This window comes from Sphingobium sp. (assembly GCF_035511395.1).
Classification (GTDB): Bacteria; Pseudomonadota; Alphaproteobacteria; order Sphingomonadales; family Sphingomonadaceae; genus Sphingobium.
In genome coordinates, this window is record NZ_DATKFP010000054.1 from 1 (window position 1) to 18,773 (window position 18,773).

General features: G+C 64.1%; 23 protein-coding genes. 12 read left to right on the forward strand and 11 right to left on the reverse strand.

Features of this window, described 5'->3' with window-relative positions; all coding sequences use genetic code 11:
• The 6 genes from VMR39_RS02995 to VMR39_RS03020 form a co-directional block, all read left to right on the forward strand.
• The coding region (locus VMR39_RS02995; RefSeq protein WP_325414196.1) for an RluA family pseudouridine synthase at positions 1-604 on the forward strand (604 nt) is incomplete at its 5' end.
• A 10-nt stretch (positions 605-614) separates the two neighbouring features.
• Entirely contained in the window at positions 615-1,223 is a 609-nt protein-coding gene (locus tag VMR39_RS03000) for an FMN-binding negative transcriptional regulator (RefSeq protein ID WP_325414198.1), read from the forward strand.
• 10 nt (positions 1,224-1,233) lie between these two features.
• Complete coding sequence (locus VMR39_RS03005; protein WP_325414200.1) at positions 1,234-1,890, forward strand: HAD-IA family hydrolase; 657 nt, start codon at positions 1,234-1,236, stop codon at positions 1,888-1,890.
• The gene (locus VMR39_RS03010) at positions 1,887-2,153 is read left to right on the forward strand and encodes a hypothetical protein (RefSeq protein WP_325414202.1); all 267 of its coding nucleotides are present in this window, start codon (positions 1,887-1,889) and stop codon (positions 2,151-2,153) included. The genes VMR39_RS03005 and VMR39_RS03010 overlap by 4 nt, the downstream gene beginning before the upstream one ends.
• Complete coding sequence (locus VMR39_RS03015; protein WP_325414204.1) at positions 2,150-2,845, forward strand: ATP12 family chaperone protein; 696 nt, start codon at positions 2,150-2,152, stop codon at positions 2,843-2,845. Before VMR39_RS03010 ends, VMR39_RS03015 begins: the two co-directional genes overlap by 4 nt.
• A 78-nt stretch (positions 2,846-2,923) precedes the next feature.
• Complete coding sequence (locus VMR39_RS03020; protein ID WP_325414206.1) at positions 2,924-3,712, forward strand: hypothetical protein; 789 nt, start codon at positions 2,924-2,926, stop codon at positions 3,710-3,712.
• 94 nt (positions 3,713-3,806) lie between these two features.
• Here the strand turns inward: VMR39_RS03020 and VMR39_RS03025 are convergent, their stop codons facing one another.
• The 5 genes from VMR39_RS03025 to VMR39_RS03045 are packed head-to-tail and all read right to left on the reverse strand — an operon-like array spanning position 3,807 to position 8,251.
• On the reverse strand, positions 3,807-4,967 hold the full coding sequence (locus tag VMR39_RS03025; protein ID WP_325414208.1) for a mechanosensitive ion channel family protein: 1,161 nt from the start codon (positions 4,965-4,967) through the stop codon (positions 3,807-3,809).
• A gap of 29 nt (positions 4,968-4,996) precedes the next feature.
• Positions 4,997-6,004, reverse strand: a complete 1,008-nt coding sequence (locus tag VMR39_RS03030) for a DNA topoisomerase IB (protein WP_325414210.1) — start codon at positions 6,002-6,004, stop codon at positions 4,997-4,999.
• A gap of 57 nt (positions 6,005-6,061) precedes the next feature.
• A complete protein-coding gene (locus tag VMR39_RS03035) occupies positions 6,062-6,760 on the reverse strand; it encodes a hypothetical protein (RefSeq protein WP_325414212.1) in 699 nt (232 codons plus the stop codon).
• Positions 6,757-8,121, reverse strand: coding sequence for a putative O-glycosylation ligase, exosortase A system-associated (locus VMR39_RS03040; RefSeq protein WP_325414214.1), 1,365 nt, complete (start codon positions 8,119-8,121; stop codon positions 6,757-6,759). Before VMR39_RS03040 ends, VMR39_RS03035 begins: the two co-directional genes overlap by 4 nt.
• Positions 8,114-8,251 (reverse strand): hypothetical protein, encoded by a 138-nt coding sequence (locus tag VMR39_RS03045; RefSeq protein WP_325414216.1) that lies wholly within the window; start codon positions 8,249-8,251, stop codon positions 8,114-8,116. The genes VMR39_RS03040 and VMR39_RS03045 overlap by 8 nt, the downstream gene beginning before the upstream one ends.
• A 91-nt stretch (positions 8,252-8,342) precedes the next feature.
• On the opposite strand from VMR39_RS03045, the gene VMR39_RS03050 reads away from it, so the two are divergent.
• Together VMR39_RS03050 and VMR39_RS03055 are read left to right on the forward strand one after the other, a co-directional pair.
• Positions 8,343-9,569, forward strand: a complete 1,227-nt coding sequence (locus tag VMR39_RS03050; RefSeq protein ID WP_325414218.1) for a TIGR04063 family PEP-CTERM/XrtA system glycosyltransferase — start codon at positions 8,343-8,345, stop codon at positions 9,567-9,569.
• A 54-nt stretch (positions 9,570-9,623) separates the two neighbouring features.
• Positions 9,624-10,664 carry a hypothetical protein gene (locus VMR39_RS03055; protein WP_325414220.1) on the forward strand — a complete coding sequence of 347 codons (1,041 nt, stop codon included), beginning with the start codon at positions 9,624-9,626 and terminating at the stop codon, positions 10,662-10,664.
• Between the two features lie 14 nt (positions 10,665-10,678).
• On the opposite strand, the gene VMR39_RS03060 is transcribed toward VMR39_RS03055, so the two are convergent.
• Positions 10,679-11,050 carry a hypothetical protein gene (locus tag VMR39_RS03060; protein ID WP_325414222.1) on the reverse strand — a complete coding sequence of 124 codons (372 nt, stop codon included), beginning with the start codon at positions 11,048-11,050 and terminating at the stop codon, positions 10,679-10,681.
• Positions 11,047-11,235 (reverse strand): hypothetical protein, encoded by a 189-nt coding sequence (locus tag VMR39_RS03065; RefSeq protein ID WP_325414224.1) that lies wholly within the window; start codon positions 11,233-11,235, stop codon positions 11,047-11,049. The genes VMR39_RS03060 and VMR39_RS03065 overlap by 4 nt, the downstream gene beginning before the upstream one ends.
• A gap of 116 nt (positions 11,236-11,351) precedes the next feature.
• Between VMR39_RS03065 and VMR39_RS03070 the strand changes: the two genes are divergently transcribed.
• Entirely contained in the window at positions 11,352-12,026 is a 675-nt protein-coding gene (locus VMR39_RS03070) for a S24 family peptidase (protein WP_325414226.1), read from the forward strand.
• A 108-nt stretch (positions 12,027-12,134) separates the two neighbouring features.
• Positions 12,135-13,052, forward strand: coding sequence for an XdhC family protein (locus VMR39_RS03075; protein WP_325414228.1), 918 nt, complete (start codon positions 12,135-12,137; stop codon positions 13,050-13,052).
• A gap of 168 nt (positions 13,053-13,220) precedes the next feature.
• Here the strand turns inward: VMR39_RS03075 and VMR39_RS03080 are convergent, their stop codons facing one another.
• The 4 genes from VMR39_RS03080 to VMR39_RS03095 all read right to left on the reverse strand — a co-directional run bounded on the left by VMR39_RS03080 (position 13,221) and on the right by VMR39_RS03095 (position 16,394).
• Entirely contained in the window at positions 13,221-13,406 is a 186-nt protein-coding gene (locus tag VMR39_RS03080) for a YbdD/YjiX family protein (RefSeq protein ID WP_325414230.1), read from the reverse strand.
• Positions 13,403-15,451 (reverse strand): carbon starvation CstA family protein, encoded by a 2,049-nt coding sequence (locus VMR39_RS03085; RefSeq protein WP_325414232.1) that lies wholly within the window; start codon positions 15,449-15,451, stop codon positions 13,403-13,405. The genes VMR39_RS03080 and VMR39_RS03085 overlap by 4 nt, the downstream gene beginning before the upstream one ends.
• Before the next feature lie 72 nt (positions 15,452-15,523).
• Positions 15,524-15,943, reverse strand: coding sequence for a DoxX family protein (locus VMR39_RS03090; RefSeq protein WP_325414234.1), 420 nt, complete (start codon positions 15,941-15,943; stop codon positions 15,524-15,526).
• Positions 15,944-15,947: 4 nt separating this feature from the next.
• Entirely contained in the window at positions 15,948-16,394 is a 447-nt protein-coding gene (locus tag VMR39_RS03095) for a pyridoxamine 5'-phosphate oxidase family protein (RefSeq protein WP_325414236.1), read from the reverse strand.
• Between the two features lie 123 nt (positions 16,395-16,517).
• On the opposite strand from VMR39_RS03095, the gene VMR39_RS03100 reads away from it, so the two are divergent.
• Positions 16,518-17,069, forward strand: coding sequence for a 2'-5' RNA ligase family protein (locus VMR39_RS03100; RefSeq protein ID WP_325414238.1), 552 nt, complete (start codon positions 16,518-16,520; stop codon positions 17,067-17,069).
• A 274-nt stretch (positions 17,070-17,343) separates the two neighbouring features.
• Positions 17,344-18,729 carry a class II fumarate hydratase gene (gene fumC, locus VMR39_RS03105; RefSeq protein WP_325414240.1) on the forward strand — a complete coding sequence of 462 codons (1,386 nt, stop codon included), beginning with the start codon at positions 17,344-17,346 and terminating at the stop codon, positions 18,727-18,729.
• The last annotated feature ends 44 nt before the right edge of the window (positions 18,730-18,773 follow it).

Genomic DNA, 18,773 nt, shown 5'->3' on the forward strand with positions numbered 1-18,773 from the left:
CGCCCATTTCGCGAAGGCCTTTTCCAGCCGCACCGCGCGCAAAGTCTATTGGGCGCTGGTGATGGGCGTGCCGTCCATCAACGACGGCATGATCGAACTGCCGCTCGCCAAGCAGCCGGGCACCGGCGGCGAAAAGATGCATGTGGATGAGGAAGAGGGGCTGCCTGCCCGCACCCGCTATCGTGTGATCGAACGCGCCGGCAATCGCGCCGCCTGGGTCGAGCTGCAACCCTATACCGGGCGCACGCACCAGCTGCGCGTCCATCTGGCCGCGATCGGCTTCCCGATCGTGGGCGACGGCAAATATGGCGGCAAGGAAGCGTTCTTGAGCGGCACGATCAGTCGGAAGATGCACCTGCACGCCCGCCGTATCCGCGTCGACCATCCCGATGGCGGCCGGGTCGATGTGACGGCGGAACTGCCGACGCACTTTGCCAACAGCCTGCACGAGCTGGGCTTCGACCTCAGCCTCGGCGACATGCCGCTGGACGATGAGATCGACCGGACCCCGACGCGTGAGGATGAAAAGAAGTTCGCGCGCCAGCGTGCCAAGCAGGTCCGCAAGGACCGCAAGGGCGAGCGCCGGTCGCGCGGATCGCGCTGAGGCCTGACGGTTGCATCCCGATCCCAAGTTCCGGTGGCAGGACAGGGATACGCTGCGCGCCTTCGTTGCCGCGCAGCGGTTCGGGATGCTCTTCGTCCAGACGCCGGGCAGACCCATGGTCGCGCATGTGCCGGTGGTGTGGCTGGACGAGACGCGGATCGGGTTCCACCTGTCGCGGGGCAACCGTCTGGCGCCTCATGTCGACGGAGCGCGGGCGCTGTTCGTGGTGAACGGGCCACATGGCTATGTCAGCCCGGACTGGTATGGGCTGGAGGATCAGGTGCCGACGTGGAATTATGTCGCCGCCGAACTGGAGGGCGATGTGCGGGCGCTTCCATCCGAAGCGCTGCCAGGCCTCATTGATGCGATCTCGCTCGACAGCGAGGCGCGGCTGGCGCCCAAGCCGGTCTGGACGCGGAACAAAATGACGCCCGGCCTGTTCGACCGTATGACGGGGGCAATTATCGGCTATCAGATGACCGTCAGCGACTGGCGCGGCACATGCAAGCTGGGCCAGAACAAGGTGCCGGCCGCACGCGCGGCGGCGGCGGATGGAATGGCGGCGGCGGGCGATGAAGCCATTGCCGCCCTGATGCGGGGGACTTTGGACGACGCATGAGCAATCGCCCATGAACAAGCTGGTGGTTTTCGACTGTGACGGCACGCTGGTGGACAGCCAGCACAGTATCTGCACCGCCATGGTGCGCGCTTTCGAGGAGGCGAAACTGACCCCGCCGGAGCGGCTGGCGACGCTGGCAGTGGTTGGATTGTCGCTCCCGGTCGCGATGGCGCGGCTGCTGCCGGATGCGGAGAGCGACTTTCACGATCATCTGGCCGAACGCTACAAGCGCGCCTTCCACGCGTTGCGACAGGAAAATGCCGTATCGGAACCGCTCTATCCCGGCATTGCCGATCTGGTAGAGGAACTGGATGATGCCGGCTGGCTGCTGGGCGTGGCGACGGGCAAGTCCGACCGGGGCCTTACTCTCTGCCTCACCCACCATGGCCTGTTCGACCGGTTCGTGACGCTCCAGACCGCTGACCGGCATCCGTCCAAACCGCACCCCTCGATGCTCCAGACAGCCATGACCGAAGCCGGCGCAATGCCGGAATCCACGGTGATGATCGGCGACACCAGCTTCGACATCGACATGGGGCTGGCGGCGGGCGCACGCACGATCGGCGTCGGCTGGGGCTATCACGCGCCCGATGATCTCGCAGCGGCGGGCGCCCATGCGGTAGCGATGGACAGCAGGGAGTTGCGCGGCCATATCGGCGCGCCATGAACGACATACCTCCGCCGCCGCCACCCCCGTCGCAAGACCCCGACAAGGTCGCGCGCCAGCGCCATTTTGCCATCGGTATCTTCCGCCTGTCGGGCGCCTTCATCGTCATGTTCGGCTTCCTTGCCATCATGCAGCGCTTTTCCTGGGTGCAGGGCGACAAGGCCAAAGCGTTCGGCGCGATCATGGTCGTTACCGGCCTGTTTCAGTTCATTGTCGTTCCGCGCCTGCTGCTGGCGCTCTTCCGCCAGAGGCCGCCCCAATGAAGCGTTTCTACACCGATGTAAGCATCGTCGAAGCGGAAGGCGATTTCGCGATCCAGCTCGACGGCCGTCCGGTGCGCACGCCCGCGCGCGCGGTGCTGGCCCTGCCGACGGCGGCTCTGGCCGAAGCGGTCGCGGCCGAATGGCGCGCGCAGCGCGAAACGGTCGACCCCGCCTCCATGCCTGTCACCGGTCTGGCCAACGCGGCGATTGATCATGTCGCGACCGACAAGTCGCGCTTTGCCGCCGGTGTTGCCCGATATGCGCAGAGCGATCTGCTCTGCTACCGTGCCGATGGTCCGGACACTTTGGTCGCACGGCAGGCGGCGGCCTGGGATCCGCTGCTCGACTGGGCGCGTGCTCGCTATGACGTGGCCTTCACCGTGACGCAGGGGATCCTTCCCGTCGCCCAGCCCGACGACACGCTGGTTCGGCTGGAGGCGGCGGTCGTTGCGCTCGATCCCTTCACGCTGTGCGGTCTGTCGACGCTGGTGACGCTCAGCGGATCGCTGGTCTGCGGACTGGCACTGGTCGAGGGCGGGCGTGACATCGACGCTATCTGGCAGGCGGCGGAGATCGATGAGGCCTGGCAGGTCGAGCAATGGGGCGAAGATGCGGAGGCTTCGGCGCGAGCGGCACGTCGTCAGACTGAATTTTCCATGGCCGGAGCCTTTTGCGGGATGAGCCGAATGTAAAAGATCGGGAACCGGGTTATTCCTTCGTTCATTGAAAGAGTTGTACCGCGCGAAATCCGCGCTGGAGCGACTTTTTCGATGAAACCGATCAAGGAGACCCTGACATTGGCTCGATTTGCCAAGTTTTTTCTGACGACCGTCGCGGCGCCGCTGGCGCTTGCCGCACCCGCGTTGGCGCAGCAAGCCCCAGCACCCCAGAGCGCCCCGGCCGAAGCAGCCCCTGCCGAATCGGCACCCGTCGCCAAGGAAATGACGCCCGACCAGATTGCTGCCTTCAACCAGGCCGTGACTGACTTCACCGCAGGGCAGAGCGCGCAGCAAACCGGCGACAATGCCGGCGCGGTCGCCAAATATGACACCGCCATCCCCGCCATCCGCACCGCCGTGGAAGTCGATCCGACGAAGATCGACAATGTGAACTTCCTTGCCAACGCGCTTTATGCCGATGCCGCTGCCTATGGCGCGCTCGGCCAGATGGACAAGGTTATAGCGCTCTATGGCGAGTCACTGCCGCACTGGCGCAAGGTGGTGGAAGCGAAGCCGACCGACGTTGCCAGCCGCAACATCCTGGCCGGTATCCTGATTCAACTGGGCAATCAGAAGCTGGCCGCGAGCGACACCAACGGGGCCGACCCCTATTATCAGGAAGCGCTGCCGCTCGCCCGCCTGTCGGTCACCGAGCAGCCTGCTGACGCTGTCAGTAAGAATATCCTCCTGTCCGCCCTGATCGGCGCGAGCCAGACGTCGATGGAGGAAGGCCTGCGCGACGAGGTGATCACCATGGGCAAGGCGATGACCGCCGATGGCACGATCGACGCTTCGAACAAGCCCTCGATCGCGGCGATCACCGGCGCAAGCGCAGGATAGTCGCGAAGTCAGAGGGAAAGGGATCGGGCCGGGGCGATGCTCCGGCCCTTTTCATGTCGGGATGACGGGGCGGTCTTCTGTCTTGGGGCCCGTCTCACCCCTCGACCCGTTTCACGGGCTGTGCCTCGGGATAAGGCATGATCATGGTTCCGTCGGGCGCGGAGGTGAAGGTCGTCTGCGTAGGATAGGCGAATTCGATGCCGCGCTGGTTGAACTGGCGCAATATGGCGAGGCCGATCTTGTGGCGGATGACGTAGATGGCGTCCCAGTCGGGCAGATAGACGTCGAACTCCAGTTCGAAATCGAGACTCGACTGGCCGAAACCCACAAAGCCCGACCGCACAAAGCGGCCGCCCAGATCGTCGACGATCGCTTTCAATATGCCAGGAATCTGGTCGGCGACATCGGGCGGGGTCTGGTAGATGACGCCGATGGCGAACTTGACGCGGCGATGGTCGAGGACGAGGTAGCTGGTGATTTCCTTTTGCAGAAGATTGGCGTTGGACATCACCTTCTTCTCGCCCGTTACCGCGCGCAGGCGAGTGGATTTGAGGCCGATCTTCTCCACGGTAGCCGTAGTGGTGTCATAGGTGATCGTCTCTCCCCGGCGGAAGGGTTTGTCGAAGATGATGGAGAGCGCCGCGAACAGGTCGGAGAAGATACCCTGCGCCGCCAGGCCGATGGCGATGCCGCCGATGCCCAGGCCTGCGACCAGGCCGGTGACGTTCACGCCCAGATTGTCGAGCACCACGACCGCCGCGATCGCGAACAGCGCTACGCTGACCAGCACGCGGATGAGGCCCATGGCATTGGCCAGCGTCTCGCCACCGCCATCCTCTGCCAGCGTCTTGCGCTCGATCAGGCCAAGGATGATCTCCCGCGCCCAGATCGCGGCTTGCAGCACGGTCGCGATGGTGAAGAGGAAGGTCACGGTCTTGGCCAGAGAGGCGGGTGCGTCGGCATAGCCCGTCACCAACTGTGCTGACACCAGCAGCATGAAATAATGGGTCGTGCGCGCCGCCGCACGGCCCAGCACATTGGTGTAGCCGAGCGGATCGCCGCGATGGCCCCGGTGGCGCTTGCCCAGTTCGCGCAGCGCCGCCAGCGCGAGGTAGATGAGCGTGGCCGCGCCGATGGCGATCAGGATCTGGAGATAATGGACCTGGAACCAGGCGATGGTGGAATCCCACATTTCCCGAAGGTTCGGGGGCGTTACACTGATATCGGGAAACGTCGGGTCTTTCTTGTCGGCCATGCCTGTCCTGTCTGGTCGAAGATTCGGTGTCAGGCCGCCGCTGCAAGCGGGGCGCAATCGGCGATACTGTCGAGGAAGGCGATCAGGCCGCGCTCCTCCCGTGACAGATAGCGCGTCCGGCGCGGCAGGCGAAGCCCCCTGCGCCATTCATCCTGCCCATCCTTGCAAAGGGCGATGAGCGCGGGATGAATATAGCTTTTGCGGCTGATGGCCGGAGTGTTGCCCAGCGCCTCGGCAACCGGGGCGACCATCTGCTTTAGCGATACATGACCCGCCGCGAGCGTTTCGAAGGCGATGGTCGATGCGCCCCAGGTGCGGAAATGCTTGGCGGTGAAGGGCGCCCCCATGGCGTCGGCGATATAGGCGTTGACGTCGCTGGAACAGATCGGCCGTGCCTCTCCATCCTCATCCAGATATTGGAAGAGATGCTGGCCGGGCAGATCCTGCACCTGCCGCACGAAGCGCAGCAGGCGGCTGTCGGTGACGGTCAACTGATGCTGCTTGCCCGACTTGGCGCGATAGCGAAGCGTCAGCGACCTGCCATTGAGATCGAGATGGCGGCGACGCAGCGTAGTCGCACCGAAGCTTTTGTTGGTCGTGGCATAATGCTCGTTGCCGACGCGCAGCTTGGCCAGGTCGAGCAGGCGGACGACAGCGGCGATGGTACGGTCCTTGCGCAGGCCGCGTTTCGACAGGTCGGCTTCCAGCTTCTCGCGCAGTTTCGGCAAGGCGCGGCCGAAATCGGGGCAGCCGGCATATTTCTCCGCCTCGCGCGCGGCGCGGAAGTCGGGGTGATAGCGATATTGCTTGCGGCCCCGATCGTCATAGCCGGTCGCCTGTATATGGCCGAAGGGGGAGGCGCAGAACCAGCAGTCGCGATAGGCGGGGGGCAAGGCGACGGCGTTCAGCCGGTCGATCTCGTCCCGGTCGGTGATGCGGTCGCCGTCCGAGTCATGATAGGCCCAGCCGCGCTTCAGGGCGCGCCGCGTGATGCCGGGATTACGGTCGTCCGCATGGACGATGGAGGGTTGGGCCATGTCTTCCTTCTCATGGCGTAAAACCCGTGGTCGATCGCTTCGTTCCGATAACGGCGTTCAGGAAAGCGGGGGCCGCAGCGCGACGCGGACCGGCGGTGTGCCGAGCCGCCAGGGAACGGGGCGACGGCGCAGCACCGACAGATGGGCCAGAGTCCAGGCCGCGCAGATGGTCAGGATCGGCAGCGCAAACGCAAGGGTGGCGGGCAGGAGCAGTACCATCAGGGCGGCGGTTGCACCTCCTCCCAGCGCCAGCGCCAGCGCGCGCGGCTCGCCATCGGGGCCGCGCAGCCAGACGAGGCAGGCGGTCACGCCGACGGCGAAGCAGAAGAGGAGGCGAACAAGCCCCGGCTCGCTCACCCCGGCAGCGATCAGCAGCAGGGCCAATATGCCGACGCTGATCGACAGGTTGCTGCGGCCAAGCAATATGGTGCCGGTCGGATAGAGGGTCAGTTCGCACAGCAGCGCCGCGATCAGGATTGTCTGCGCCTGCTCGATGTCGCCTGCTACCAGCGCCACCGCTACGCTCGCGACCCAGCGGAGCAGGCGAGTGGGAGCCATGGCGATGTGGCTGGTCCAGTCCTTCGCATCGCCGCGCAGGGAAAAGCGTCGGTCGGCGAGGCGCAAGTGGAAGCCGGCGAGGATGAACAGCGCCGCGATCCCATGCGGCAGCATATCCGGAGCGACCAGAGGCGCGGCGAGCAGCAGGCCCAGCACCAGAGCATGCGCCATGCCTAGCGCGCGCACTTCGCCGCTCATGCGGGAAGCCCCCGCTGGGTCGCGAGCGTAGCGGCAAGGCTCTGGCGCGCGGCGTCCTTGCGCTTGCGGGTCAGATAGGTGTCCAGCCCGATCTGGAGCGCGAGCATCATGAAGATGAAGGGCTGATAGGCGATGCCTACGAAAAGCGACCCGATCATGTAGATGACATGTCCTTGTTGCAGCGCCACGGCAAAGGGCGCGATCCACGCCTCGTCCGGTCCGTCGCGCTTGCGATACAGGCGACGGATCGATTCGGTCCGGATGAAGCAGATGAGGTGGATGAGCGCCCAGATGGCAAAGCCGAAATAGCCTTGTTCGCCCAGCAACTCGAAATAGGCGCTGTGATAGGCGCGGCCATGATCGGTGACGAGCCGGCGCTCGATCCGCGTGCCGCCGCCGTCAGTGACGCTGCTCTGGGCGAAATAGGTGAAGCTGTTCTGGAGATAATTGTCGAAGCCGCCGCCGCCGGGATGCTGCTTCACATAGTCGAGCGTCCACATCCACACCGCAACGCGGGTGGAGGCGCTTTCGTCACCCTGGTGATTTTCGATCGTCTGCATCCGCTGGGTGAAACTGGCGGGCAGGAAGGGAATGGATGCCAGAGCGGCGAAGGCCATCAGCGGGCCGTAGACGAACTTCCGCTTCGACCGCATCAGCATCATGCCTGCGAGGATGACGAGACAGACGAGGCCGGTGCGCGCTTCCGTCCCGATCGGCATCAACATGCAGGCCAGGCAGAGACACCAGGCGAAAAGCTTTAGCTTCCAGTCACGCGGGAAGATGGTGCCGTGATTGGCGACCCAGAGGATCAGCGGAATGAGTGCGATGGCGACGCAACTGATGATGCTGCCTTCGTACAGGCCGCTGTTATTGTCCACCATCAGGTTCAGCACGCCATAGCCGCCGCCCGACAGCGCGGTCTTCATGCCGCCATTGATGATGATCGTACTGGCGCACAGGATCATGAAGACGCTCATCGCCTCGATTCGCAGGCGGGTGCGCAGGACCAGCGGCAGGAAGACGCCGGCGATGATCGCCTTCCACACCCAGTTCCACTTGGTGAGCGCTTCGACCGGGAAGTCGGCGGTCATGGTGGTGTAGCCGCACCAGGCGACGAGCAGCAGCATCAGCCCCTGCCGTGCAGAGAATCGGCAATCCTTCTTGTCGTCCACCAGCAGCCATGCGCCGACCATCGCGGCAAAGGCGATGAAGGAAATCGGAATGGCGTTGAGCAGGAAATAGGACAGCCGCTGGGGCGAGACGATGTCGATATAGGCATAGACCGCGACCAGCAGGAACGGCCGGCGGAAACCCATGAGGAAGAAGAGGCCGAGAAAGGCGACGAAGAACAGGTCACGCATCGGGGCGCGGCTCCGTCCCGTCGATGCCTTGCGAATCGGGATCCCGGTCGAGGTCGGCGCGCGACAGCAAACGCCATGCAGCCAGCAGGATCGCGCCATGGCTGATCAGCAGGGACAGGGTGTCGATCATCGAGAGGGGCGCGTTCCGGTGGGCACGGCTTTCCTCCTAGCGCGACAGAGTTGACGGGCCGTTAAACCTTTTGGCGCACACAGGGCTGGCTATGACACGCATTCTCCATGTGCTGGACCACAGCCTGCCGATGCACAGCGGCTACACCTTCCGCACTCGGGCGATCCTGCGCGCGCAGATCGCCAAGGGGTGGGAGGTGCGCGGCATCACCGGCCGCCGCCACAGCGCCGACGGTCCTCCGCAGGAAGTGGTGGATGGGCTGACTTTTCACCGCACGCCGGGCGATCCGGCGACGGGCAATGCCGTGCTGCGCGAATGGCGCGACATCGCCGCCCATGCCGATTCGATCGATGCGCTGGTGCGGCAATGGCGGCCGGACGTGATCCATGCCCATTCGCCAGTGCTGAACGCCATCGCCGCGCAGCGCGTGGCGAAGCGGCATGGCATCCCCATGATCTACGAAATCCGCGCCTTCTGGGAGGATGCCGCGGTCGGCAACGGCACAGGCACGCAAGGCAGTCCGCGCTATTGGCTGACGCGCCAGTTGGAAACCCACGCGGTGCGTAATGCCGATGCGGTGGCGGTGATCTGCGAAGGGCTGCGCGGCGACCTGATCGCGCGCGGCATCGACCCGGCCAAGATCACCGTATCACCCAATGGCGTCGACCTGGAGCAGTTCGGCGATCCAGTGCCGCGTGACCCGGACCTGACCGCGAAACTGGGGCTGGAGGGCGCCGATGTCGTCGGCTTCATCGGCAGCTTCTACGACTATGAAGGTCTGGACGACCTGATCGCAGCCATGCCGCGACTCGTGCGCGCCCGGCCCAGGGCGAAGCTGGTGCTGGTCGGTGGCGGGCCAATGGAGCAGGCGCTGCGCGATTCTGCGCGGGCGTCGCCCTTTACCGACCATATCGTCTTCGTCGGCCGGGTGCCGCACGATCAGGTCGAACATTATTATGCGCAGGTCGACATACTGGCCTATCCGCGCAAGGCGATGCGGCTGACCGATCTGGTGACGCCGTTGAAACCGCTGGAAGCGATGGCGCAGGGGCGGCTGGTGGCGGCGTCGAGCGTCTGCGGGCATCGCGAACTGATCGAGCATGGCATGACCGGCACCCTGTTCGCGCCGGACGATCCTGCTGCGATCGCCGAATCACTGGCCGAATTGTTCGCCGACCGCAGCAATTGGGACGAGCGTCGCGCGGTGGCGCGCGCTTTTGTCGAGCGCGATCGTAACTGGTCGTCAAACATTTTGCGTTACGAGCCTGTTTACCAGCAGTTGCTGGCACGCGCCCATCGGGCGCGTGCGGCAGCGTGAACAAGAGCGAAGGTCGAGGCATTGACAGGCCAGGGGATCGGACGCGGAGCGATGATGGCAGTGCTGGCCGGCACCGCTGTTGCCGTCGCGCTGATCGCGATGCCGGTCGGTCTGCTGGAAACGGTCGTGGCATCGAGTGGCCTCAGCGAGGCCGTACCCGCCGCCGCGCCGCCGCTGGGGCTGACCGCGCGGCTGTCGCTGGCCGGCTTTGCCGGGCTGCTGGCAGTGGGGCTGGTAGGGATTATGCGCCGCGATCCGGTGGATGCGGACGAGATTGAAGAAGAGGGGCGCGGGGAGCGCGCCCAGGGAGCAAGAAAAATGGGTTTCGCCTTCTCCAAGCTGACTGCCCTTGCACGGGGGCGCACCACGCCGGTCGCTGATGCCGACGCGCCGGTGCTGCGCCGGGCCGACGCGCATCCGGACGCGCCGCCACGCCTGCCTATCTTCGCCAGTCGCGACTTCGACGGTGTCGAGATTTTCGCGCGCCGCGAATCGGGACGTCGACCGATTGCCATGCATCCCGAACAGGCATCAGATCCGGTGCGGCCGACCCCAGGCTTTGCCATGCCACGGGTTCCGGTCGAACAGCCGGCCGAGGTGACGCCGCCGCAGCCGGTTTTCCAGCGTCCCGCGTTCCAGCATCCTGTCTTTGCAGCGCCGGTGTCCGAACCGATCGAAGCGTCGGTCGGAGCGACCGAAACCACGTCTTGTGCGCAGGAGGTATCCTGGGCGGACATCGAGCCGTTCGCGCCGGAGATGCTTGAAGAGCCCGAAGTAATCGAGGAACCCGAGGCGATCGAAGAAGCGATCATGCCGGAAGCGATTGCGCCCGAACCGTTTGTAATGGCCGCACGGGAAATGCTGACGCCGCTGCCGTTGCCGACGCATGGCCTGTCGATTGCCGAACTGACCGACCGGCTGGAGCGCGGCCTCGCCTCGCGCCGTCGCAGCATGTCGGGCCGCCCCACCGGCGTGCTGGCCGACATGCTGGTCGCCGAGCGCGTACCGGTGCGCAAATCGGTCGCGCCCGACGCGGACGAAGCGCTGCGGGCCGCCCTTGGTACGCTGCGCAGCATGGCGGCTCGTTCGCGCTAGTCCGCGCCGTCCCATCACCAATCGCTGATTGTCAGTGCCGACAGCTCGATCCACAGGCTGTCGGCTTCCGCGCCTTGATCGTCGATGCAGATATCGGCGACGAAATGGCGGGGCAGAATCCATTCCGCCTCTTCCAGCCCTTGCGCGAACTGCGCACGGCGAACCGAGGCATCTCCTCCCTCCAGTTTCAGCCGGATAATGTGGCGGCGCCCTTCGAACAGGGCGCTGGCCCAGGGGCGGCTGGTTGCGCGCTCGACCAGGGTTGGCGCACCGGCACGCGCGATCAGTTGCGCCAGCAACCGAGGCAGCGGATCGGCTGAGCGATTTCCTATTGCATCGGAATGGATAAGATTCTTCCGTACGAAAATAGGATCGATGCTTGTCATTGACCGGCGCTCCTGCAATAACTGTTCATGAAATGTTCTATTCGTCTCTGCACGCGGGGGCCCGGTTCGCGGCCATTGCGCAGGTCGAAGACCAGCCGTGGATCCCGCGCGCATTCGCGGCCGAACTTGGTGGGAGGCATGGCATGTCGGCGCAGGAATTTCTCGATCGTCACCAGCAGAGGCATCGGCGCATTTCTCCCCGTTCGAAGCGACTCGCCCGCTGCGAGTCGGTAGGTATATTCCTATCTCAACCTCGATTTCCTACTTGTCTAGGAAAAATCTTATCGATAATGGACTGGATATGGATGAATCGCAGAACGCCCGAGCCGCGCTGGATCGGTTGATCGCTGACAGGGGGGAGAATTATGCCGACCTGTCGCGGCTGATCGGCCGCAACCCGGCCTATATTCAGCAGTTCATCAAGCGGGGGACGCCCCGCAAGCTGGACGAGGATGACCGCCGCGTGCTGGCGCGCTATTTCGGCGTGCCGGAAGCGATGCTGGGCGGAGCGTCGGTCGAGGTTGCGGCGTCACCCCAGCCGCGCTTGCGGACAACGCCGGCGGTGGTGTCGGTGCCGCGCCTTGCGCTGGGCGCGTCCGCAGGTGGCGGCACGCTGGACGAGGATGAGCGGGCAGCGGGGGTGATGGCGTTCGACGCGCGCTGGCTGCGCCATCTGGGCGTACGGCCGCAGCGCGTGTCGATCATTCGGGTCGACGGCGAATCGATGGCGCCGACGTTGAGTGATGGCGACGATATCATGGTCGATCATGACGATGATGCAGAGCGGCTGCGCGACGGCGTCTATGTACTGCGTCTTGATGGCGTGTTGATGGTGAAGCGGATCGCGATGGGACCGCGGCGCGGGCGGTTCAGCGTCGTCAGCGACAATCCTCACTATCCTGATTGGGCCGATATCGATCCCGCGCTGGTGGATATTGTCGGCCGCGTGGTGTGGACCGGCCGCCGCTTGAATTGACCACGAAGGCTACCCATTGCGTCAAGTGGGTGTTTCCCGGCTGCGTTCTTGCGCGGGTACGGGCATGACGGACAATATGGCATGATCCGGTGCCGAGGGAGTTTCGCTTTGAACGACAATGGTGCGGTGATCCGCAAGGCGATCGAATGGCGCGGCGCGCCGATGGCGCTGGCGACGGTCATTTCCACCTGGGGATCGGCGCCGCGCCCGCGTGGCAGCCATATGCTGGTGCATCAGGATGGGCGGCTGGAAGGCAGCATTTCGGGCGGCTGCGTCGAAACCGATGTGTTGCAGCGCGCGGCCGAGGTGATCGCCGGCCGGCCTGCGCATGTCCATCGCTATGGCGTGGCCGATGGCGATGCCTGGGAGGTTGGCCTGCCCTGCGGTGGCGAGATTGCCGTGCTGGTCCAACCGGTGCGTGCGGGCGGCTTCGCGCCAGGCCTGTTCGACCGCATCCAGGCCGACAGCGCGCAGGGACGCGCCCTGACCCTGTCCACCGATCTGGAAATCGGCGTGACGCGCGAGGGCGCGGAGGAAGGCGCTTTCATTAATCGCTATGATCCGCCGCGCCAGTTGCTGATCGTGGGCGCGGTCCAGATCGCCCAGTCGCTGGTGCCGCTGGCGCAGGCGATCGGCGTCAAGCCGGTGGTGATCGATCCGCGCGGGCGTTTCCTGACGCAGGAGCGTTTTCCCGGCGTCGAACTGGACGATCGCTGGCCCGACGAGGCGGTGGCGGCGCGCTTGCCCGGCGAATCGACCGCGGTCGTGACGCTCAGCCACGATATCAAGATCGACGATCCGGCGCTGGCGGCCGCCCTGCGTGCTCCCACCGGCTATGTCGCAGCGCTGGGATCGCGGCGCAGCCATGCAGCGCGTCTGGAACGGCTGGGTGCGATAGGCTTCGATCCGGCGCAGCTTGCGCGGATCGACGGACCGGCGGGGCTGGACATCGGCGCCGTGGGACCGGCGGAGATCGCACTGTCGATCGCGGCGGGGATGATCGCGGGGTTCAACGCCGAGGCTTGAATGGAATGCCCCCTGCCGCAAGGGAGGGCAGGGGGCATATCCCCAGGCTGTCGGGCACCAAGGACTGGCGGCCCGTATCAGAGACACGCGAAACAGCAATACCCCAAAAGGGATAAATGTAAATTTATCAGTCGTAAAATTGCAATAACTTGTAATAATGTTGCAAAATTAGCAGCAGCGCCCGCCATTTTTTCCACCATAGCGGGCTTCCTGCCGATCGCGGAAAAATTGGGTGCGATCCATCACCGGCATATCGGCATGATGGTCGGCCATGTGGCGCAGATAGGCATCATAATCGGGCATGCCAACCATCAATCGTGCGGTGCGGCGGAGCGTGTCGAACAGGCCGCTCATTCCGCGGGCACCAGCTGGGCCGGAATTTCCCGCGCAGTGGGGGCCGCGATCCGGCGCGCGGCGATGCAAGTCTTCACCGTGAAGAACAGGATCGAGAGCACCACCGCCAGGAACAGCGCCACCAAGGCGGCGTCGATTCGGTCGTTGAAGATGATGCGCTGCATTTCCGCCATCGACTTGGCGGGGCTGAGTACCTCGCCCGTATTCGCAGCCGCGCTGAACTTTGCGGCATGGGCGAGGAATCCGACCTTGGGATCGGCCGAGAAGAGCTTGAGCCAGCCCGCAGAAAGGGTGCAGATCAGCAGCCAGGCGGTCGGCAACAACGTCACCCAGGCGAACCTGTCCCGCTTCATGCGGAACAGCACGGCGGTGCCCAGCATCAGCGCGATGGCGGCGAGCATCTGGTTGGAGATGCCGAACACCGGCCAGAGCGTGTTCACCCCGCCCAGCGGATCGGTGACGCCCTGATAGAGGAAGAAGCCCCAGGCCGCGACGCAGAGTGCCGTCGCCACGATACCGGGAACATGGCTCTTCGTTTCCTTGAACGAGGGCATGGCGAGCGCGATCAGATCCTGCAACATGAAGCGCCCGGCGCGGGTGCCCGCGTCCACGGCGGTCAGGATGAACAGCGCCTCGAACAGGATCGCGAAATGATACCAGAAGGCCTTCATCGCCGGGCCGCCCACGACATGGCTGAAGATTTCCGCCATCGCCACCGCCAGCGTCGGCGCGCCGCCCGCGCGGCTGATGATCGTATGTTCGCCGACATCCGTCGCGGTCTGGGCGATGAGGTCGGGCGAGATCGGGAAGCCCATGGCGGTGACGGCGGCCGATGCGCTCGCCGCATCGGTGCCGATCAGCGCGGCGGGGCTGTTCATCGTGAAATAGATGCCGGGGTCCAGGATCGAGGCGCCGACCAGCGCCATGATCGCCACGAACGCTTCCATCAGCATCGCGCCATAGCCGATCATCGGCGCATGGGCTTCGCTGGCGATCAGCTTGGGCGTGGTGCCGCTGGAAATGAGCGCGTGGAATCCCGACACCGCGCCGCAGGCGATGGTGATAAAGAGGAAAGGGAAGAGGCCGCCAGACCAGACCGGGCCGTTGCCGCCCACGAACTGGGTGACGGCGTGCATCTTCAAAGGCGGGGCCATGATGACGATGCCGATCGCCAGCGCGGCGATCGCCCCGATCTTGAGGAAGGTCGAGAGATAGTCGCGCGGCGCAAGCAGCAACCAGACCGGCAGGACGGAAGCGACCGCGCCATAGCCGATCAATATCCAGCAGAGCTGCAACGGCGTGAAGGTGAAGGCCGGACCCCAGACCGGCGATTGTGCGATCGCCTGCCCATAGACGATTGCCGCGATCAGGCCGATCAGGCCCAATATGGACACTTCGCCGATGCGGCCGGGACGAATCCAGCGGGTGTAGGCACCCATCGCCATGGCGAGCGGCACGGTGGCAGCGACGGTGAACATGCCCCAGGGGCTTTCCGCCAGCGCCTTGACCACGATCAGCGCCAGTACGGCGAGGATGATGACCATGATCATGAAGGCGCCGAACAGCGCTATGGTGCCCGCGACCTGCCCCATTTCCATGCGGATGAGTTCGCCCAGCGACTTACCGTCGCGGCGCATGGAAATGAACAGGACCAGAAAGTCCTGCACCGCGCCCGCCAGTACCACGCCGAAGATGATCCACAGCGTGCCGGGCAGATAGCCCATCTGCGCCGCCAGCACCGGTCCCACCAGCGGCCCCGCGCCCGCGATCGCCGCGAAATGATGGCCGAACAGGACGGTGCGGTCGGTGGCGACATAATCGAGGCCGTCGGCACGGCGGATTGCGGGCGTGGGCCGCGCAGGATCGAGCCGCATCACATGGCGCGCGATATAGAGCGCATAGTAGCGATAGGCGACGAGGAAACAGCTGACCGCTGCCACCACGATCCATAGCGCATTGACCGCCTCGCCGCGCGAAACGGCCACGACCGTGAGGGCGATCGCGCCAATGATCGCTGTCAAAATCCAGGGAATGTGCCGGGTCACGCCGCCTCGCCGATGTTCATGCCAAGAGGAGACGCACCCTAAGCAGCTACCATTGAAAGACAACCGTGCGGTTTATCGCTCATGTCGTTGTCTGGCGGCTCGTCGACGGCGAATAGGCCAATCGGTAATTCCCCCGGCCCACAGCCCCCACCAGATGATAAGCGGCTGTAATGCAAGGCGTGGACCGTGATATCCCCAACCCAGATGCATGCCATTGATCGGAATGTCGTTCAGCGCATGGTTGAAATTGGCGGGCCAGACGCAAAGCGCATAAATGGCAAGGCCCATTCCCGCCGCACGTCGGGTTGGCGGAAACATTAACCCCATTGCGCCAGCCAGTTCGGCGAAACCCGTGAACATGACCATCATTTCAGGCGAGGGCACCCAATGTGGTGTGATCGCGACGAAGCCGGCCGGTCGCGTCAAATGCATTATGCCTGCAAGCGTATAAACCGCTGCCAACATGCTTCGCGCGATCGTCCAGCTGCGCATATCGTCAGTGCAGCACGTCTATTTCCAGTTCACCCTCATCCTCGCCATCCCAATAATGGGCGCGCTCGGCATGGACGTGGATCATCACAAGACCGGGCGTATCCGCGCCCTGCGTAAACCACAGTTCCAGATCCGGGTTCCAGTGCGCGGCGAACTGGCTGCGATCACGGATCAGATCGGCATGGCCTTCCAGGGCGATGAACAGAGGGCGCTGGCCGAACAGGCCGCTCTTGCCATGGAAGGACAGGCTGACGCGTGGGTCGCGCTCTATGTCCTTCACCATCAGCGTGTCTTCGGTCGTGAAATAGTAACTGTCGCCGCCATGGGCGACGTCCTGATTGTTGCTCATCGGCCTGGCGCCGATATTCCCACCCTCGGCGTGGGTAGACAGCATGGCGAAATCGATATGCTGCATTTTCTCTGCCAGGCTGGCGATCGTATGCTGCACCATATGCTCCTCCTTTCCCGCACCTTCCTCAACGCCGGATAGGCGGAACGGTTTCCGCCAAGATTCGACTCTTTCCGCATGAGAACATATCATGAACGAATGTCTTTCGAGTCGCAGGAGCCTGTCATGCACGTTCGGACCCAGCCATTATATCGCCTGTTCTTCGCCGTGAAGCCGCCGCTCGTCATGATGCGAAAGATCGATCATTTCGCCGAGAGGGTCGATCCCGATGCGCATCGTATCCGACCTGAGCATCAGCATGTCACGCTGGGGATTACTGCCGACTGGTCCGATTATCCCTATGAGCGGATCAAGGCGCTGCGTCGTGCTGCGGCCAACATCATGGCCGAGCCGTTCGACCTGCTGCTCGACCGGCTGAACCTAAGCGGGGAATCGGCGGCGTTGCGCCCTTCGCACAGCATAGCGGGACTGAAGCTGCTGCAAGGTCAGGTTGCCGACGCGATGCTACGGGCCGATGTGATGCCCCGTCCCGGCTGGAGCTTCAGCCCGCACCAGACCCTTTTTTACCGCAGGGGCGCTCCCGACCAAAGGCCTATCGACGGGTTTAGCTGGCGGGTCGACGAGGTCGTCCTGATATGCAGCCATGTGGGCCGCACGCGGCATGACCTGATCGGCACTTGGTCGCTCAAGGGCAGCGGCCAATACAGCCTGTTCTGACGGGAATGGAAATTGCGTATCTTTCCCAGGCCGGCTTGGAAGAGAGATCTGCCGGAGGTTGGTGGACAGGAAGCCGGATATTGGCCATTTCTCCTCGGCCGTTGATGTCATGTGGGGCGAGTTTCAGTTTCCCTCCTTTACCCTAAGGGATGTGCGCAGCTTGGCGCTCCGTTTTCGGACGATATTTTTCCATGAAGGTTCCGCCTTGGATTTTCGCGGCTTCGTCCTACATGGGGTGCAGCACTTGCGACTGATTCTTAACTGAGGGTTCTGAATGTCCGCTACCCGTATCGAAACCGACAGCATCGGCACCATCGCGGTTCCCGCCACCGCCTATTGGGGGGCACAAACGCAGCGCAGTATCGAGAATTTCCCCTTTGGTGCGCCCGAGCGCATGCCGATCGGCATCGTCCATGCGCAGGCGATCGTGAAGCAGGCGGCGGCGCGAGTGAATGCCAAGCATGGCCTCGACCCGAAGATCGTGGCGGGTATCGAGAATGCCGCGCAGCAAATCGTCTCCGGCGCGCTCGACGATCAGTTCCCGCTCGTCATATGGCAGACAGGATCGGGCACTCAGACCAACATGAACGTCAACGAGGTGATCGCGGGCTATGCCAATGAGCAGCTGGCCGGCACGCGCGGGGGCAAAAACCCGGTCCACCCCAACGATCATGTGAACATGAGCCAGTCCTCGAACGACAGCTTTCCGACCGCGCTGCATGTCGCCACCGTGCTGGCCACATGCGATCGGCTGATCCCCGCACTTGAAAAGCTGACCGGGGTGCTGGCGTCCAAGGCGAAGGCTTGGCATCATATCGTCAAGATCGGCCGTACCCATACGCAGGATGCCACGCCGCTCACGCTGGGCCAGGAATTTTCCGGCTATGTCGCCCAGTTGATCAGCAGCAAGGCGCGGATCGAGGGGGCGCTGAGCGGCAATATCCGCAAGCTCGCGATCGGCGGCACGGCGGTGGGTACCGGCCTCAATGCGCCGGATGGCTGGGCGGACGACATGACCGCGGCAATCAGCGACATTGCCGGCACCCCGTTCGAAAGCGCGCCCAACAAGTTCGAGCAGCTTGCCGCCAAGGATGGCCTGGTCTTCTTCTCCGGCGCGCTCAATACGCTGGCGGTGGCGCTGACCAAGATCGCCAACGATATCCGCTTCCTGGGGTCAGGGCCGCGTTCGGGCCTGGGCGAGCTGGACTTGCCCGCCAATGAACCCGGCAGCTCGATCATGCCGGGCAAGGTCAACCCGACCCAATGTGAATCGCTGACGATGGTGGCGGCGCAGGTGATCGGCAATCACCAGGCCATCACCGTTGGCGGTATGCAGGGCCATTTCGAACTCAATGTCTTCATGCCGCTCATCGGTGCCAATGTACTGCGTTCCATCCATCTGCTGAGCGTCGGTATGGAAAGCTTCGCCGAGCGCTGCGTCGAGGGGATGCAGGCCAATGAAACGCGCATCGCCGAACTGGTCGATCGTTCGTTGATGCTGGTAACGGCGCTGGCCCCCGAGATCGGCTATGACAATGCCGCAGCCATCGCCAAACATGCGCATAAAAAAGGGCTGACCCTCCGCCAGGCCGGATTGGAACTGGGACTGGTTGACGAGGCGACCTTCGACCGTCTGGTCAGGCCCGAAAATATGGTGTGATCCATATCAACATGGCGGAACCGGCGGCTGTGCGATACATTAAC